General features: G+C 65.3%; 18 protein-coding genes and 1 tRNA gene. 14 read left to right on the forward strand and 5 right to left on the reverse strand.

Annotation, left to right across the window (positions count from 1 at the left end; translation table 11 throughout):
* The 9 genes from RZE77_RS07530 (at nt 1) to RZE77_RS07570 (ending at nt 7,433) form a co-directional block, all read left to right on the forward strand.
* Entirely contained in the window at nt 1-294 is a 294-nt protein-coding gene (locus tag RZE77_RS07530; RefSeq protein ID WP_319441321.1) for a hypothetical protein, read from the forward strand.
* A 123-nt stretch (nt 295-417) separates the two neighbouring features.
* Nucleotides 418-633 carry a Flp family type IVb pilin gene (locus RZE77_RS07535; RefSeq protein ID WP_124957041.1) on the forward strand — a complete coding sequence of 72 codons (216 nt, stop codon included), beginning with the start codon at nt 418-420 and terminating at the stop codon, nt 631-633.
* A 163-nt stretch (nt 634-796) separates the two neighbouring features.
* Complete coding sequence (locus RZE77_RS07540) at nt 797-1,987, forward strand: pilus assembly protein TadG-related protein (protein ID WP_319441322.1); 1,191 nt, start codon at nt 797-799, stop codon at nt 1,985-1,987.
* 10 nt (nt 1,988-1,997) lie between these two features.
* On the forward strand, nt 1,998-2,456 hold the full coding sequence (locus RZE77_RS07545) for a TadE/TadG family type IV pilus assembly protein (protein WP_319441323.1): 459 nt from the start codon (nt 1,998-2,000) through the stop codon (nt 2,454-2,456).
* Nucleotides 2,453-2,902: a TadE/TadG family type IV pilus assembly protein gene (locus RZE77_RS07550; protein ID WP_319441324.1), complete on the forward strand. Its 450-nt coding sequence runs from the start codon at nt 2,453-2,455 to the stop codon at nt 2,900-2,902. Before RZE77_RS07545 ends, RZE77_RS07550 begins: the two co-directional genes overlap by 4 nt.
* Nucleotides 2,903-2,930: 28 nt before the next feature.
* Nucleotides 2,931-4,082, forward strand: a complete 1,152-nt coding sequence (locus RZE77_RS07555) for a CpaE/TadZ family protein (protein ID WP_319441325.1) — start codon at nt 2,931-2,933, stop codon at nt 4,080-4,082.
* Nucleotides 4,083-4,136: 54 nt separating this feature from the next.
* Nucleotides 4,137-5,510, forward strand: a complete 1,374-nt coding sequence (locus tag RZE77_RS07560; protein ID WP_124957031.1) for a TadA family conjugal transfer-associated ATPase — start codon at nt 4,137-4,139, stop codon at nt 5,508-5,510.
* Nucleotides 5,511-5,519: 9 nt separating this feature from the next.
* Entirely contained in the window at nt 5,520-6,512 is a 993-nt protein-coding gene (locus tag RZE77_RS07565) for a type II secretion system F family protein (RefSeq protein WP_319441326.1), read from the forward strand.
* A 12-nt stretch (nt 6,513-6,524) separates the two neighbouring features.
* On the forward strand, nt 6,525-7,433 hold the full coding sequence (locus tag RZE77_RS07570) for a type II secretion system F family protein (protein ID WP_319441327.1): 909 nt from the start codon (nt 6,525-6,527) through the stop codon (nt 7,431-7,433).
* A 15-nt stretch (nt 7,434-7,448) separates the two neighbouring features.
* Here the strand turns inward: RZE77_RS07570 and RZE77_RS07575 are convergent, their stop codons facing one another.
* From RZE77_RS07575 to RZE77_RS07585, 3 genes are all read right to left on the reverse strand, one after another.
* Nucleotides 7,449-8,105, reverse strand: a complete 657-nt coding sequence (locus tag RZE77_RS07575; protein ID WP_319441328.1) for a response regulator transcription factor — start codon at nt 8,103-8,105, stop codon at nt 7,449-7,451.
* Between the two features lie 51 nt (nt 8,106-8,156).
* Nucleotides 8,157-9,845, reverse strand: coding sequence for a sensor histidine kinase (locus RZE77_RS07580; RefSeq protein ID WP_319441329.1), 1,689 nt, complete (start codon nt 9,843-9,845; stop codon nt 8,157-8,159).
* Nucleotides 9,846-10,165: 320 nt separating this feature from the next.
* A tRNA-Ala gene (locus RZE77_RS07585) sits at nt 10,166-10,241 on the reverse strand.
* A gap of 94 nt (nt 10,242-10,335) precedes the next feature.
* Between RZE77_RS07585 and RZE77_RS07590 the strand changes: the two genes are divergently transcribed.
* Nucleotides 10,336-11,202 carry an alpha/beta hydrolase gene (locus tag RZE77_RS07590; RefSeq protein ID WP_319441330.1) on the forward strand — a complete coding sequence of 289 codons (867 nt, stop codon included), beginning with the start codon at nt 10,336-10,338 and terminating at the stop codon, nt 11,200-11,202.
* A gap of 12 nt (nt 11,203-11,214) precedes the next feature.
* Here RZE77_RS07590 and RZE77_RS07595 read toward each other — a convergent pair whose 3' ends face one another.
* Together RZE77_RS07595 and RZE77_RS07600 are read right to left on the reverse strand one after the other, a co-directional pair.
* Nucleotides 11,215-12,192: a GMP reductase gene (locus RZE77_RS07595; RefSeq protein WP_319441331.1), complete on the reverse strand. Its 978-nt coding sequence runs from the start codon at nt 12,190-12,192 to the stop codon at nt 11,215-11,217.
* Nucleotides 12,193-12,373: 181 nt separating this feature from the next.
* On the reverse strand, nt 12,374-12,544 hold the full coding sequence (locus RZE77_RS07600) for a hypothetical protein (RefSeq protein ID WP_319441332.1): 171 nt from the start codon (nt 12,542-12,544) through the stop codon (nt 12,374-12,376).
* Between RZE77_RS07600 and azu the strand changes: the two genes are divergently transcribed.
* Genes azu through RZE77_RS07620 form a run of 4 tightly spaced genes read left to right on the forward strand, consistent with a single transcriptional unit; the run spans nt 12,543 to nt 17,164 of the window.
* On the forward strand, nt 12,543-12,995 hold the full coding sequence (gene azu, locus RZE77_RS07605) for an azurin (RefSeq protein WP_319441333.1): 453 nt from the start codon (nt 12,543-12,545) through the stop codon (nt 12,993-12,995). The two genes, RZE77_RS07600 and azu, sit on opposite strands and share 2 nt — an antisense overlap.
* 59 nt (nt 12,996-13,054) lie before the next feature.
* Nucleotides 13,055-15,484 carry a UvrD-helicase domain-containing protein gene (locus tag RZE77_RS07610; RefSeq protein WP_319441334.1) on the forward strand — a complete coding sequence of 810 codons (2,430 nt, stop codon included), beginning with the start codon at nt 13,055-13,057 and terminating at the stop codon, nt 15,482-15,484.
* Nucleotides 15,485-15,518: 34 nt separating this feature from the next.
* Entirely contained in the window at nt 15,519-15,647 is a 129-nt protein-coding gene (locus RZE77_RS07615) for a hypothetical protein (RefSeq protein ID WP_319441335.1), read from the forward strand.
* Nucleotides 15,644-17,164 carry a DUF3999 domain-containing protein gene (locus RZE77_RS07620; protein WP_319441336.1) on the forward strand — a complete coding sequence of 507 codons (1,521 nt, stop codon included), beginning with the start codon at nt 15,644-15,646 and terminating at the stop codon, nt 17,162-17,164. Before RZE77_RS07615 ends, RZE77_RS07620 begins: the two co-directional genes overlap by 4 nt.
* Nucleotide 17,165 lies beyond the last annotated feature (1 nt).

Below are 17,165 nucleotides of genomic sequence, written 5' to 3' on the forward strand. Positions count from 1 at the left end.
ATGTTCAAGTCGACCATCCTCGCGCTGACGCTGCTCGTGGGCACCGGCTGCTCCCACGTCACACCCCACTACGACGCGCGCTTTGGCGATGCGGTGCGCGACGCCAAGAAGAAGATGACCATCAATCCCGATGCCGGCAAGGACGGGAATCCGGTGGTGGGCATGGACGGCCGCGCGGCGCGCGAGTCGATGCAGCAGTACCAGAAATCCTACAAGTCGCCACCCCCGGCGGTCAACGTCATCAACATCGGTGGCGCGATTGGTGGTGGAGGTGGCGGCGGTGAGGGGCGTTAGGCGGCCCTCGAACGATTCTTGAATTCGAACAGAAAGGAGTTGCCTCACAAAGATAGAAGTCAATCAACCCAAAAGCCAACGCAAGATTTTTTGTTTTCTTACTGCAATTTCAAAGGTGAAAAAATGAACCAACTTTTTATCCGTGCCGGCAATTTCATGTCCTCGTTCGCCAAGGAAGAGGACGGTGCGCAAGTCATCGAGTACGCGCTCATCATCGCAGTCGTGTCAATTGCCCTCGTCATTGCACTGCAGGGCCTGACCACCGGGGGTTACTTCACAACCTTCATTGAACGCGTGGCCGCCTGCCTCTCGGGCGACATGGTTACCTGCGCAGGGTGATGCGGGTATCAGCTCCCACTTGAGAAAACGTGGCAGTGGCGCCTGGGCCCTTCCTGGACTCAAGCCCACTTGCCTCGAATGCGATCACTGCTTCATCGATTCATCCCAAGAAATGAGGTCTTCCATGTACAGGACAGGCAGTCGCAAAAAGCAGGAAGGTGCCGTGATCGTGACCGTGGCACTCGTTCTTCTCTTCCTGCTTGGGTTCATGGGAATCGCCCTGGATTTCGGCCGTCTCTTCATCGTGAAAACGGAGTTGCAGACCGCCCTGGACAGTTGTGCCCTGTCTGCCGCGCAGGAACTCGACGGCGCCCCCGATGCGTTGACCCGTGCCACCAGTGCAGGCAAGACCGCAGCCGATCTCAACAAGATCAATTTTCAAGGCGCGGCGACCGGCATCGCCGAGACCAACATCGTGTTCAGCGACTCGCTGATCGGTAGCTACAGCCATACCTTCACGCCGGTCGCGAATGCCCGGTATGCCAAGTGCGTGCACACGAAGTCGGGCATCGCACCGTGGATTCTTCATGCGCTGAGCGCGTTCAGTGGAAACGGCACGTACGCGGCATCGCAGAGCGTCGCCGCGGTCGCCGTTGCCACGCGGGCGCCGTCACAGACCAATTGCATGGTTCCTGTCGGTGTCTGTCAAAGATCTGCAGCAACACCTTGGGGGTTTACACGAGGCGAATGGATCGAGGGCGTGACCAACGAGAACGACGATGTGGAATCCGGTCAGTTCCACTGGGTGGATTTCACCGGAAGCGGCGGCGGGGCACGCGAGATCAAGGATCTTCTGACGAGCAGCGGGCAATGCGGCCTTCCCGGCATCGATACGGATGTCGGCAAGGCGGGCAAGACCAATGGCGCCGTCGCAGCCTGGAATACCCGCTTCGGCATCTATCAGGGCAGCCTCGAGGCCACGACTGCCATTCCCGATCAGACCGGATACGCCTGGTATGCCGACAGCGCTGCCGCCACCAACCCAGGCCGGTATGACGACCCCGGACCGAACGGATTTACCGCCAAGCGCAACGCATTCGCGCCCTACGAAGGGGACAACAAGAATCCCGACACCAAGAACCTCAAGACCCAGGGAAATTTCAGTTCCACCGACTACACCAAGGGCGCCAATCGACGCGTGGTCACAACCGCCGTGGTCGATTGCCCATCGATCACGCTCAAGGGCTTTGCCTGCATGCTGATGCTGCATCCGCTGGAGAAGAACGCGAGCGGGAAGAAGTCGAAGATGTGGCTCGAGTTCATCGGCGATGCGGAGTCCGTCGGCAGTCCATGTGCGACCGCAGGTCTGGCCGGCGGCACGAGCGGCCCCAAGGTCCCTACGCTCGTGCAGTAGGAGAGATGTCATGAAGAAGAAGCAGAACGGCGTGGCCCTGGTCGAATTTGCCCTGATCCTTCCATTGCTGCTCATCCTGACGTTCATCACGACCGAGTTCGGGCGGGCGCTGTACCAGTACAACACCATCGCGAAATCGCTGCGAGACGCCTCCCGCTATCTGTCCACCCAGGATCCGTCGATCGCAACCACGGATCCCGCCAAGATCACGACCGCCAAGAACCTGGTGGTCTTTGGCAACCCGGCCGGTGGCGTCTCGCCATTGGTCCTGGGCCTCGAAATTTCTCACGTTCCCGATCCGACCTGGCAGTTCAAGGGCAGCGGCCCGGCCATCAATACCGTGACCATCAAGGTCACGGGATACAAGTTCCGCCCGCTCATCACCGGGGCGTTCGGGCTCACCTTCGGCGATGCGAATGGAGACATCCCGTTCGGGGATATCAGCGCCACCATGCGAGGTCAATCATGAATCGAACACGGCAGACCGGTGCGACCGCGGTGGAGTTCGCGCTGGTCCTGATGCTCTTCCTGACCTTCCTGCTGGGCATCTTGGATTTCGCACGCATGTTGTGGACGTGGAATGCAGCTGCCGAAGCGACGCGCTGGGGCGCTCGCGCAGCCGTCGTGTGCGACCGAGATGCCACCGTCGTGCTTTCCAACATGCAGAAGTTCCTGCCGCAATTGACGGCAGCCAACGTCGGCATCGACTGGTACGACGCGGACGGCAGCGTCAGTGCGACCTGTACCGCCGCCAATTGCAGCGGCGTGAATGTCCGCATCCTCGATCTCGACTACCAGTGGATCTCGCCCATTGGATTCGGAACGCATGCCCCGATCCCGATGCCGAGTTTTTCCACCTATCTGCCGCGCGAAATCATGGGCCAAGACCCGAACAGCAGCGCCGTCTGCTCCTGATCTGCACTTAACTCCGAGCTACATCATCATGAAAATCTCCATCATCTCCCCCAATCCCGCCCACCTGCAGGACATGCGCAAGGTGCTGGAGGCCCGCTCCCACGCGGTCTCGGTGTTCGAAGGAGGCAAGAGCCGCATGCAGTGGGTGGTTGAGCAATCGACGCCTGAGTTGCTGCTGGTGGACGGCATGTGCTGCGACCCCCATGAGGTGGCGATGGTGGAGCAGCTCACGATGCGCAATCCCTCGATCGCGGTGGTGCTGCTGTGCGCGATGCAGACGCCCGAGTTCCTGATTCTTGCCATGCGTTCGGGCGTGCGCGAAGTGCTGCCTTCACCGCCCGAGCCGGCGGCGCTCGAGGCGACCGTGGAGCGCATTGCAGTAAAGATGGCCGGCACGCAAGCGCGTGAGCCGGGCCAGGTCGTCGCGTTCATGCCCTGCAAGGGGGGCAGCGGTGCCACCTTCCTCGCGACCAACATCGGGCATCAGCTCTCGATGCGGCGCTCGGTGCTGCTGATCGACCTGAACCTGCAGTTCGGCGATGCGCTTTCCTATGTGAGCGACCTGCGGCCGACTTCCACGGTGGCCGACGTGGCGCGCGACATCGGCCGGCTCGATGCCTCGCTGCTCGCCGCAAGCGTGGTGAAGGTGGCGCCGGGCTTCAGCATTCTGGCCGCACCGGAGGACCTTTCGCGCGCCCTGGAGGTCAAGGCCGAGCACATCGATGCCATCCTGCAGGTGGCCGCGGCGCAGTACGACTTCGTGCTGTTCGACCTGGGCTTGCGTATCGATCCGCTCGCCATACGTGTCATGGACCGCGCCGACCGGATCTTTCCGGTGCTCCAGCCCAGCCTGCCGCACATCCGCAACGTGACGCGCCTCGTGCAGGTGTTCAAGTCGCTCGGCTATCCGGCCGGCAAGGTCGAGCTGTTGGTCAACCGCAGCGCCGGTGGCACGGAGATCGGCTTGTCCGACATGCGCCGTTCGCTGGGCGGAGCCACGCTGGTCAGCGTGCCCGATGGCGGCAAGGACGTGGACGCCTCGATCAACCGCGGCGTGCCGCTGGCGGAAATGTCCCGGGGCAGCACGCTCTGCAAGCGGCTCGAGGAGATCTCCCACACGCTCAGTCCACGCCCGAAGGAAGCGCCAGGCTTCATCGGCCGACTCTTTCGCCGCGCCTGACTCCCGAATTGCGCGCCCACGAATCTTCTTTCTCCAACAGCAAGGCAGGTCCACATGTCATTCAGAGAACAGCTCAATGCGATCGAAGCCGCGCCGGTCGCCCGCCCGCCGGCGTTGCCCGTGGCCGATGGGGCGCTTTCGTCCTTTGCCTCGGATACCTACAAGCTCCTGAAGGAGCGAATGCACCTGAAACTGCTGGACCGTTTCGACCTCGCGGTGCTCGAAACCCTGAAGCCCGAGGTGCTGCGCCATGAGATCTCCACCATGGTCGCGCGGCTGCTGCAGGAAGAGCCCGAGGCGCTGAACGACATCGAACGGCGCACGCTGATCCGCGACATCCAGCACGAGATGCTCGGCTTCGGACCGATCGAGCTGTTGATGGCCGACCCCACGGTGTCGGACATCCTGGTCAACTCGCACGACCAGATCTATGTCGAGCGCAAGGGCCGGCTGGAGTTGACGGACGTGAGCTTCACCGACGAGAAACACCTGCTGCGCATCATCGACAAGATCGTCTCGCTGGTAGGGCGGCGCATCGACGAATCGAGCCCGATGGTCGATGCCCGGCTGCCGGACGGATCGCGTGTCAATGCGGTGGTCGCACCGGTGGCGCTGGACGGTCCGATGATGTCGATTCGCCGCTTCGCGAAGATCCCGCTGAAGATGGAAAACCTGGTGAACGACCTCAAGACGCTCACGCCGCAGATGGGGCTGATGCTCGAAGGGCTGGCCAGCGCGAAGATCAACATGCTGATCTCCGGCGGCACCGGCGCCGGCAAGACGACGCTGCTGAACATTCTCTCGGGCTTCATTCCCGCCACCGAACGCATCATCACCATCGAGGACGCGGCCGAACTTCAATTGCAGCAGCCGCATGTGGCCCGCATGGAAACCCGGCCGATGAACATCGAAGGCAAGGGCGAGATCACGCAACGTGCACTGGTGCGCAATGCGCTGCGCATGCGGCCCGACCGCATCGTGATCGGCGAGGTGCGCGGGGCCGAGGCCGTCGACATGCTGCAGGCCATGAACACCGGCCACGAAGGCTCGCTGACCACCATCCACGCCAACAGTCCGCGCGATGCCCTGGCGCGGCTGGAGAACATGATCAGCATGGCCAATCTGAACCTGCCGCATCACTCGGTGCGCCAGCAGATTGCATCGGCCATCACGGTCGTGATCCAGGTCCTGCGCATGGTCGACGGGCGGCGCAAGGTCACCAGCATCCAGGAGATCACCGGCATGGAAGGCGAGGTGGTCACGATGCAGGAGATCTTCGCGTTCCGCCAGACCGGCATGGGCCCCGACGGCCGGGTGCGCGGGTATTTCCATGCCACCGGCGTGCGGCCGAAATTCGTCGAGCGCCTGCACTCCTTCGGCGTGGTGCTGCCCGACACCATGTTCGATCCCGACAAGCACTACGAATAGGAGACCATCATGTTCGACAACCTGGTTGGCGACACGCTCATCACACTGTCCGTGCTGGTCTTCGTGACGGTGCTGATGGTGATCGAAGGCCTGTACATGCTGTGGCGTTCCTACAGGGGCCCCGGGGTGCAGAAGATCGGCAAGCGGCTGCAGGCGCTGTCGGCGGCCACCGACCGCATCGCGCAGGCGCGGCTCGTGAAGGACCGCGTGCTCAGCGAGGCACCGTGGATGCAGCGCGTTCTCTTGAAGCTTCCGCGGGCCCACAGCCTGGATCGCTTCATTCTCCAGGCCGGGCTGGAGTGGACGGTCTCCCACGTGCTGCTGGCCTGCGCGCTGTCCGGCGCGCTTGTTTTCTTTGCGATGGCGTCGCTCGCGAACCAGCCCGCATGGATTGCGATGCTGGTGGGCGCCGCCGGTGCGGCGGTGCCGCTGCTCTACCTGAACCACAGGCGCAGCCGCCGCCTGGCGCACCTTGAAAGGCAACTGCCGGACGCGTTGGACCTGGTCACGCGCGCCCTGCGCGCGGGCCATTCGTTCGCGAGCAGCGTGCAGATGATCGGCGAGGAAATGTCCGAGCCGATCGCGGGCGAGTTCCGCATGGTGGCCGACGAGGTCGGTTTCGGCGTCTCGCTGCAGCAGGCGCTCACGAACATGAGCGAGCGCGTGCCGCTCACCGACATGCGCTATTTCGTGGTGTCGGTGCTGATCCAGCGCGATTCCGGCGGCAACCTGACAGAGGTGCTCGGCAACCTGAGCCGGCTCATCCGCGACCGGCTCAAGCTGCTGGCGCGGGTGCGGGTGCTGTCGGCGGAAGGGCGCCTGTCGGCCTGGATCCTCGGACTGATGCCCTTTGCGCTGGCCGCGCTCATGAACGCCTTCAACCCGGCGTTCATGTCGCCACTGTGGACCGATCCGATCGGCATCACGGTCGTCAAGTACATGCTGGCCCTGATGGTGGTCGGCGTGCTGATCATGCGCAAGATCGTGAAGATCCGTGTCTGAAGGAGAAACGCCATGCTGCTTCCCATTCTCGTTTTCGTGACCGTGTCCCTTGCCATTGGCGGATTCGTGGTCTGGATGCTACCCACGCGCACCGAGCAGCGCCTTCGGGCGGTGGCGCCTTCGTCGGGCAAGTCGGCCTGGACCGAAACCGCCGTCAAGATCGTCGGACCCTTCGCCCAGCTGTCATCGCCTACGGGCGAAGGCGAGACCTCGCCGCTGCGATTGAAATTCCTGAACGCGGGCGTCCGCCACCCGGATGCGAGCCTCTTCTACTTCGGCCTGAAGACGCTGCTGCCGCTCGGCTTTGCCGGCCTGGCCTTTGTGGCGATGCGCGCGGCAGGGGCGGACAACGGGCTCACCACCCTGCTGTGGCTGGCCGTGGCCGCGCTCTTCGGCTGCTACCTGCCCAACATCGTCCTGCACATGGTGATCAAGGGGCGCCAGCGCGAGATCTTCGAGAACTTCCCCGATGCCGCCGACCTGATGCTGGTGTGCGTCGAGGCGGGCCTCGGGCTCGATGCCGCGCTGGTCAAGGTCACCGAGGAGATCCGCGTCAAGAGCGAGGCCCTGGCGCAGGAGCTGCACTGGACCAATCTCGAGATGCGCGCCGGCGGCACGCGTGAGAAGTCGCTGCACAACCTTGCACTTCGCAGCGGCGTGGAAGAAATCGGAACCTTCGCCACCATGCTGACGCAGGCCGACCGGTTCGGCACCAGCATCGGCGAATCGCTGCGCGTGTTCTCGGAAGACCTGCGCCACAAGCGCCAGGTTCGCGCGGAAGAGTTGGCCGCCAAGGTGCCGACCAAGATGCTGCTGCCGCTGGTGCTGTGCATCTTTCCGTGCGTTTCGATGGTTGTCCTCATGCCGGCGATCATCCGCATGATCCGCGTCATCGGGCCCATGCTCGGCGGTGGGCACTGAGCCCGGCCGCCGCGCTCAATGGGGCGCGGCGTCGAGCTGGTGCTTGATGGCGTAGATGTACAGCTCGAGCCGGTTGGCCACGTCGAGCTTCTGGTAGATCGACGTGAGGTGATTGCGGAAGGTGTGCTCGGTCACGAACAGCCGCGAGGCGAGCGTCTTGTTCGCAGCGCCGCTGCCTTCCACCACGGCGCGGATGATCTGCCGCTCCTTCTGCGTCAGGCTCGCGATCCTGGCCGCTTCGGGATCGGCCTTCGCCGGCTTCTTCGGCGCGGTCAGCTCGGAGAACACGCGGCCCATGGCCTGCGCGTCGATGCACAGCTCGCCCTTGTGCACGCGCGCGATCGCATCGAGCACCTCTTCGGCCGAAGCGTCCTTGCAGAGCACGCCCCTGGCGCCGCGCAGCACGGCAAGGTCCAGCGTCTGCTGCTTGCGTTCCGCCGTGAGGATGAGCGCGCGCGAGACGTCGTTCGACAGCAGCTTGGGAAGAATGTCGAGGGAGCATCGGCCCCCCAGGTCCAGATCGAGGAGGATGACATCGGGCACCACGTGCTCGGTCTGTTCCAGCGCCTGCTCGAAGCAGTTGGCGGTGGCGACGACCTTCATGCGCGGCTGCTCGCCGTCGATCAGCTTCGACAGGCCCCACAGCATGGTCTGGTGGTCGTCTACGAGCATGACGCCGATGGGGTGTGTTGTTGTGGCTTGCATCTTGACACCTTCGCCTTCCTAGATGGGTATTTCGATCAGTACGGCCGTGGCGCCGCCCGCGCCCTGGCCGACCTGCGCGCTTCCGCCGAGGGCGGCTGCGCGTTCGCTGATGGAACGTGGGCGGAAGCTCGAGAAATCCATGCCGCAGGATTCGTTCTCGATCCGGATCTGCAGCCCGCCGTCCGTGCATCCGATGTGGATGCGGCCGCGGTGCGCATGGGTGTGCTTGCAAATGTTGTTCAGCCCTTCACGCACCAGCTGGAGCACTTCGGCCGTCATGCGGTCGTCCAGGTGGACATCGCCATCGACCAGGATCTCCATGTCGATGCCGTAGAGCGTCTTGATGCGCGCGGCCTGGCGGTGCAGGTGCGGAAGAATGAACTCGCAGTGGGTTTCGCCGCCATGCTTGACGATGCCCGCATAGTGGCGCAGGTCGGCCACCACGCCATCGGCCATGCTGGCCAGCTTGTCCAGGTCCTCGACCAGCGGGTTGTCGGCGCCTGCCTTCTTGCGCAGCGCGCTCAGCCCCAGCTTCAGGCCGATGTAGGGCTGGATCGCGGTGTCGTGCAGGTCCAGCGAGATCTTCAGGCGCTCCTTCGAGGCGGCCTCCGACGCCATCCGGTCGAGCACCCCGATCGTCTCGATCACCGGAAAGACCTGGCCCATCATGTGCGCCAGGAACAGCGCGTCCGATTTGCGGAACAGCCCCTCGCTGGACGACACATAGATGCGGCCCTCTCCCTGGCGCATCGGGAGCGGTGCGCTGATGAAGGAGCGCGCCTCCAGCATGGCGGTGACCGCGGCGCTGCGCCGCAGGCCGGGCTCGTCCTGTGCGTACCAGTGGCGCAGGCGAAGGTCGAAGGCATGGCCCTGCACGCACAGCCGGCTCAGCGGCCAGGGCAGGCGATTGCGCAGCACGATGTGCCCGGGGTTCAGCGCCATCAGCGGCAGTTCGAAGGCCTGGTCGATCGTCTCGACGTCGACTGCCTCGCCCGCATGGCTTTGCCGGAGCGTGCGCATGACCCAGCTGCTGGTTGCCGTGTCGCGCGTCAGCAGAATGCAGTGGCTTGCCTTGTAGAAGGCCAGCGTCTTCTCCATGGTGCTGGCGATGGTGCGGGCCACGCCGAACCGGGGATTCGACAGCCGGCTCACCTGGCTCAGCAGCGAAAGGCGCCGCCGCAGTTCGACCTTCGATCCGCCCCAGTGCCCGATCATGTGCCCCAGCGCCAGCAGGAAGGTGGTGCGCATCAGCAGCTGCGGCGTGTCGCTTGCGAGGCTCGTTCCCAGGCCGCAGATGGCAAACGAGGCTACCGAGGCCATGGTTACCCGGGCGCCTTCCTCGTATCCCCAGCGGAAGGACGACGTGAGGATGGCAAAGAAGTAGAAGAGGAAGTAAAGGCTGCCGATGCCGCCGGTTGCGAAGACGATCAGCGTGAACCACAGCACGTCGAACCAGTGGATGGCCTTGCCCTGGAAGTAGGGCTGGCCCTTTCGTGTGCAGATGTACACGCCGAGGCTGTAGAGCGCGTAGCAGGAAAACGTGAGCCAGACGACGCTGCCTACCCGTTGTTGCGGGTCGCGAAGGTCAACCGCAACCGCCAGCAGCGCCGATACCGCCAGCACCAGCCGCATCCGCGACACCATGAGCGCATCGGCGGTGAGGCTGGAGTCGGTCCCGTAATCGGGGTCGATGGAGTGGGCTTGCATGGCGGTTTTTCAAGTGCATGGGACGGTTCATGCCCTGCCAGCCAACCACGGCGAGGCGCCCATGCCCCTGGGAAGGAAGCCTTGCGACGTAACACCTTGGTTCACTTTTGCGCCAAAATTAATAAGTGCGAGGATTTCACATTACTACTTTTGTAGTCGAAAGCAATACTTTTCGGTTAACCCCGTTTGCAATGTGTACTTTTGTTACCGAATGATGCAAATTGCGGCCGCCAGCCAGCAGATGTATCGGTGCTCAAGGGAGTGCCCAGTGGCCAGGCAAAGAAAAAGGGCTCGGAAAAATCCGAGCCCTTCTGATGGGATGGTGGAGAGGATGAGGATCGAACTCACGACCTCCGCATTGCGAACGCGGCGCTCTCCCAGCTGAGCTACCCCCCCAACGCAAGCCGGATTTTAACCAGAACGCGCCCGGGAACGCATGGCCCGCGTGCCAAGATGCGCGCTTCGAAAAAAGAAGGAAAGCACAACCCGCATGGCCTCGTACGAACCCGCCTGGCTGGAAGGCATGTACAACAATCTTGCGCGCGTGAAGGACCACCCGGCGTACTTCACCCGCTGGGCCCGAGACTCGCAAGCCGTGCGCGAGACCCTGCCCGGGCGGATCGACGTGCCCTACGGCCAAGGCGTGAACGAGACGCTCGACATCTTTCCCGCACCCGTGCCCGGCGCGCCGGTGCTGGTGTTCATTCACGGCGGCTACTGGCGCGCAATGGACAAGCGGGACCATTCGTTCATTGCGCCCGCGTTCAACGACCGCGGCGTGTGCGTGATGATGCCCAACTACGCGCTGTGTCCCGGAACGGCGGAGGAAGCCGTCACCGTGCCGGGCATCCTCATGCAGATGGTGCGCGCGCTCGAGTGGACCTGGCGCAATGCCGCGAGCTTCGGCGCCGACCCCTCGCGCATCACCGTGGCCGGGCACTCGGCCGGCGGCCACATGGCGGCCGCGCTGCTGGCCTGCAACTGGAAGGCACTGTCGCCCGACCTGCCGGCGCAGCTGGTGCGCAATGCGCTGTCGATCTCGGGCCTCTACGACCTTCGCCCGCTGCAGCGCACGCCCTTCCTGGAAAAGGTCCTGAAGCTCACCGATACGGATGCGCTGCGCGCGAGCCCGGCGCTGTGGCCGGCCCCCGCGCGCGGCCAGCTGCATGCGCTGGTGGGCGGCGACGAAAGCGAGGAGTTCATCCGCCACAACGCGCTGATCCGCGATGCGTGGGGCCGCAACGCCGTGCCTGTGTGCGAATCGCTGCCGGGGCTGAACCACTTCAGCATCGTCGATGCGCTGGCGGACCCGGCCCACAGGCTGCATCGCGATGCGGTGCAGCTGCTGGAGGCCTGACCCGGCCGGGGCCTACATCAGCAGGTGCTCGCCCGCGTTGTCGCCGCCGAGCGTGACGTAGTTGACCTTGCGGATGTCCATCAGCGCGCGGCCGCCCGCGTAGCTGATGGAGCTCTGCACGTCCTGCTCCATCTCGATCAGCGTATCGGCCAGCTTGCCCTTGATGGGCTCGAGAATGCGCTTGCCCTCGACGTGCTTGTATTCGCCCTTGTTGAAGTCGCTGGCGGAGCCGTAGTACTCCTTGAAGAGCGCGCCGTCGACCTCCACCGTCCGGCCCGGCGACTCCTCGTGCCCCGCGAAGAGCGAGCCGATCATCACCATCGAGGCGCCGAAGCGCACGCTCTTGGCAATGTCGCCATGGTCGCGAATGCCGCCGTCCGCGATGATCGGCTTGGTTGCCACGCGCGCACACCACTTGAGCGCGCTGAGCTGCCAGCCGCCGGTGCCGAAACCGGTCTTGAGCTTGGTGATGCAGACCTTGCCGGGGCCGATGCCGACCTTGGTGGCGTCGGCGCCCCAGTTTTCCAGGTCGATCACGGCTTCGGGCGTGCCGATGTTGCCGGCAATCACGAAGGAGCCCGGCAGCTTCTGCTTCAGGTAGCCGATCATGTTCTTCACGCTGTCGGCATGGCCGTGCGCGATGTCGATGGTGATGTATTCGGGCACCAGGCCCTCGGCCGCCAGCTGGTCGACCGTGTCGTAGTCGGGCTTCTTCACGCCCAGCGAGATCGAGGCGAACACGCCCTTGCCGTGCATCCGCTTGACGAACTTGACGTTGTCCAGGTCGAAGCGGTGCATCACGTAGAAGTAGCTGTTCTGCGCCAGCCACAGGCAGATCGGCTCGTCCACCACCGTCTTCATGTTGGCCGGCACCACCGGCAGGCGGAAGCTGCGTGCGCCGAGCGTCACGCTGGCGTCGCACTCCGAGCGGCTTTCCACGCGGCACTTGCGCGGCAGCAGGAGGATGTTGTCGTAATCGAAGATTTGCATGAGAAACCAAGCTTCCTGTGAAAGGTGCGCCGCCGAACGATTTCGGCGGCGTGGGCGCTTGGTCCCGGCCCGGTCATTGGCGCCATGCAGGCACAAAAAAACCGGGCGACAAGAAACTTGGGCCCGGTGATTGATTATAGGGAGGTGGTGTCCCGCCTTCCTCCGCGCTTTCGTATAGACCTTATTCGCCGGCCGGTCTGCCCGGCCGCGCTGCCGCGGCGAAGTGCAGCATGCGGCGGCGCCACTTGATGCAGATCAGTGCCGTGCGGCGGCCGCGCTCGACAATGCGGCCACCGCAGCACGCCGTGCACCGCCTTTCGTTTTTCTTGTTTTTCCCGGAGATCGTTCCCATGCTTCGTCACCGCCTCGCTGCCATCGCCGTCCTGGTGCTCGCTTCTTCCACCGCCTTTGCTGCCGACTGCAGCGTCGAGATCGAAAGCAACGACGCCATGCAGTTCAACAAGCCTGCCGTCGAGGTGAGCAGGAGCTGCAAGGAATTCACCGTCAAGCTCAAGCACGTCGGCAAGCTGCCGAAGCAGGCCATGGGCCACAACTGGGTGCTTGCCAAGACGGCCGACGTGCAGGCGGTCGCCGCCGACGGCATCGCTGCGGGCCTGCCGCAAAATTATGTGAAGGCCGGCGACGCGCGCGTCGTGGCGCACACCAAGGTCATCGGCGGCGGCGAAAGCGACAGCGTGACCTTTCCGGTCGCCAAGCTGGGCGCGACTGACAGCTACACCTTCTTCTGCTCCTTCCCCGGCCATTCGTCGATCATGAAGGGCACGCTGAAACTCGTGAAGTAAAAAGGGCGCGGGCAACCCCGCCGCTGCCTCGGGACGTCCCGGCTTCCTACAATGCCGGGATGTCTCTTTTCGGCTCGTACGACGCCACTGCCGGCGCACCCCAACTCCCAGCGGCCGATTCGCCCCTGCTCGCCAACCTCAACCCGGAGCAGCGCGCCGCGGTCACCCTGCCTGCGGGCAATGCCCTGATCCTTGCCGGCGCCGGCTCGGGCAAGACGCGGGTGCTGACCACCCGCATCGCCTGGCTGCTGCAGACCGGCCAGGTTTCCGCCGGCGGCATCCTGGCCGTGACCTTCACCAACAAGGCCGCCAAGGAAATGATGACGCGGCTCACGGCAATGCTGCCCGTCAACGTGCGCGGCATGTGGATCGGCACCTTCCACGGCCTGTGCAACCGGCTCTTGCGCGCGCACTGGAAGCTGGCCAACCTGCCTTCCACCTTCCAGATCCTCGACACGCAGGACCAGCTCTCGGCCATCAAGCGGCTCATGAAGCAGTTCAACGTCGACGACGAGCGCTTTCCGGCCAAGCAGACCCAGTGGTTCATTGCCGGCGCCAAGGAAGACGGCCTGCGTCCGAAGGACGTCGAGGTTCGCACCGAGGACGACCGCAAGAAGGTCGAGCTCTACCAGCTCTACGAAGAGCAGTGCCAGCGCGAAGGCGTGGTCGACTTCGGCGAGCTCATGCTGCGCAGCTACGAACTGCTGCGCGACAACGACGCGGTGCGCGAGCACTACCAGCGGCGCTTCCGCCACATCCTGATCGACGAGTTCCAGGACACCAACCGCCTGCAGTACGCGTGGATCAAGATGCTCGCGGGCAGCACCGCGGCAGGAGGCCAGTTCGTGCCGGGCGAGAACAACAGCGTGATTGCCGTGGGCGACGACGACCAGAGCATCTACGCCTTTCGCGGCGCGCGCGTGGGCAACATGGCCGACTTCGTGCGCGAGTTCGATGTGCGCCACCAGATCAAGCTGGAGCAGAACTACCGCAGCTACAGCAACATCCTCGACTCGGCCAACGAGCTCATCAGCCACAACAAGAAGCGCCTGGGCAAGAACCTGCGCACCGACCAGGGCCCGGGCGAGCCGGTGCGCGTGTACGAGTCGCCCACCGACCTGGCCGAGGCGCAGTGGATGGTCGAGGAAATGCGCCAGCTCGTGCGCGACGGCTTCGACCGCAAGGAAATGGCCGTGCTCTACCGCAGCAATGCGCAGAGCCGGGTGATCGAAACGGCGCTCTTCAACGCCTCGGTGCCGTACCGCGTGTATGGCGGCCTGCGCTTCTTCGAGCGGGCCGAAATCAAGCACGCGCTGGCCTACCTGCGCCTGCTCGAGAACAAGGACGATGACACCAGCTTCCTGCGCGTCGTCAACTTTCCGCCGCGCGGCATCGGTGCGCGCACGCTCGAAGCCTTGCAGGACGCGGCGCGCACGGCGGGCCGCTCGCTGCACGACGCGGTGCATGCCGTCGGCGGCAAGGCGGGCTCGAACCTCACGGCCTTCGTGGCCAAGATCGACGTGCTGCGCGAGCAGACGCAGGGCGCGAGCCTGCGCGAGATCATCGAACTGGTGCTCGACCACAGCGGCCTCGTCGAACACTACAAGGCCGACCGCGAAGGCGCCGACCGCATCGAGAATCTGGAAGAACTGGTGAACGCGGCCGAGAGCTTCGTCACGCAGGAAGGCTTCGGCCGCGATGCGGTGGCGCTGCCCATCGACGAACTGCGCCAGTCGCCCGCGAGCCAGGGCCTGGACCCGAACCGGCCCGTCATCGACGAGCCGCTCGCGCCCGACGCCGAGACCGGCGAAACGCTGAGCCCGCTGGCCGCGTTCCTCACGCATGCGGCGCTCGAGTCGGGCGACAACCAGGCGCAGGCCGGGCAGGACGCGGTGCAGCTCATGACCGTTCACGCCGCCAAGGGCCTGGAGTTCGACTGCGTGTTCATCACCGGCATGGAAGAGGGGCTGTTCCCGCACGAGAACTCGATGAGCGATTTCGAGAGCCTCGAGGAAGAGCGCCGCCTGATGTACGTGGCGATCACGCGCGCGCGCAAGCGCCTGTACCTGAGCCATTCGCAGACGCGCATGCTGCACGGCCAGACGCGCTACAACGTGAAGAGCCGCTTCTTCGAGGAGCTGCCCGAAGGCGCGCTCAAGTGGCTCACGCCGAAGAACCAGGCCTTCACGCCCTCGGCCTTCGGCTATGGCGGCGGCTATGCGAGCACGCGCGGCGGTGGGGGCAGTTACAGCGGCGGCGGTGGCTACGGCGGCGGCAAGGACAGCTTCGCGAGCCCGCCGGTGCCGCCGCAGAAGGCCGCGCCCTCGCATGGCCTGCGCTCGGGCATGCAGGTGTTCCACAACAAGTTCGGCGAAGGCACGGTGCTGTCGCTCGAAGGCAGCGGCGACGACGCGCGCGCGCAGGTCAAGTTCGCGCGCCATGGCGTGAAGTGGCTTGCGCTGTCGGTGGCCAAGCTCACGCCGGTGTGAATATGGGCGGTGCCATTCGTGGGTCGGCGGCGCGGTGCCGCTCGGCGTTGTGGTGCTGAAGCTGGGCGCATTGCTGCTGCTGGTGGGCTATTTCGCGCCCGTGCCGCCAAAGAAGAGGGAAATGGAGAAAGATGTCGTGTTGCCCGAAGGAGGTGCAGCATGAAGCAAAACACCAAGTTGTCGTTTCTTCTGGCGGGTGTTCGCCTCACCGTGGCCATGGCCGCGGCCTGGTGTGGCGCGGCCGGGGCGCAGCCCGCCACCACCGCGCCCATTGCCCTGCAAGGCAACGGGCCGTACTACCGGCTCGCGCTGCCGCTGGGCATCTACGGCCTGGCCGCGCGTGGCGACCTGCGCGACGTTCGCGTGCGCAATGCCACCGGCGATGCCGTGCCCTACGCATGGCTGCGCGACGAGGCCGCGGCCCCGCGCTTCAGCTCGAAGGAGGTGCCGATCTTTGCGCTGCCCGCGAGTGCCGACCATGCATCGGACGACGCGTCGCCGAGCTTCAGGGTGCGGCCCGACGGCTCGCTGGCGCTGGCCCGCAAGCCGGTGCGCAAGCAGGCCGACGCGGCGCAGTGGCTGATCGATGCGAGCCAGCTCAAGGGCGGCCTGCTGCAGGCGCGCTTCGAGGTGGCGCCGGAGGCGCGCGGGCTGTTCGCCTTCAGGCTGGAGGCCAGCGACGACTTGCGGCACTGGCGGACGGTGGGCGGCGAGGAACAGTTGGTGCGGCTCACGCACGGCGGGCAGGCCATCGAGCGCCTCGCGGTCGAGCTGGGCGGCGTGCATGCGCGCTTCCTGCGCCTGCGCTGGAGCGATCCGCAGAGCGGTGCACCGCTGACCGGCGTGGCGATCGACAGCGTGCAGGAGGCCGAACCCGCGGCGCCGCTCCAATGGTCCGGCGCGCTCAAGCCGGAGCGCTGCGGCGCCGACCACTGCGACTACGCACTGCCGCGCGGCCTGCCCCTGGAAGCGTTGCGCATCGACCTGGCCGACGTCAACACGCTGGCGCAGGTCGGCATCTCGGGCCTGCTCGCCGCCACGCCGACGGTCCCCGCCGACCCGGCGCCCGTGCCGCGCAATCCGCTGTATGCGCTGCGGCATCGGCAGCGCCCGCCTGTGGCGCCCACCGGCAGTGCGGGCGAGGTGCCGCTGCTCGACACGGTGGTGTACCGCCTGGCGCAAACGGGCGGCGAGGCGCGCTCGCCGGTGCTGGCGCTGGACGGCGCACGCTACACGCACCTGCGGCTGCGCACCGCCGGGCCGGTGAGCCTGCTGGGTGCGGCGCCGCCGTCGATTGCGGTGGGCGCCACGCCGCGCACGCTGGTGTTTCTGGCGCAAGGCGCCGCGCCTTATTCGCTGGCCTGGAACGCCGTGCCGCCGAAGAACGCGGTGCAGGGCGGTCCACCTGGCGCGGCGCTGGCGCTTGCCACCCTGTTGCCGGGCTACAGCGCGAACAAGCCGGTGGCGGCGGACGAGGCCACCGTCGTGCTGCCGCAGCCGCCGGTGGCCGCTGTCGATGCAGCAGTGGCCGCGGCGGCGCAATTGCCGGTGCCCACGCAGCCGGATCCGGCGCGCAAGTGGTGGCTGTGGGGAGCGCTGGCCATCGGCCTGCTGCTGCTGGCCGGCATGGCCTGGTCGCTGTTCGCGAGCCTGCGCAAGGACAGGGCCGCGGCCGATTGAG

Source organism: Variovorax sp. SPNA7 (assembly GCF_033807855.1).
GTDB classification, from domain to species: Bacteria; Pseudomonadota; Gammaproteobacteria; order Burkholderiales; family Burkholderiaceae_C; genus Variovorax; species Variovorax beijingensis.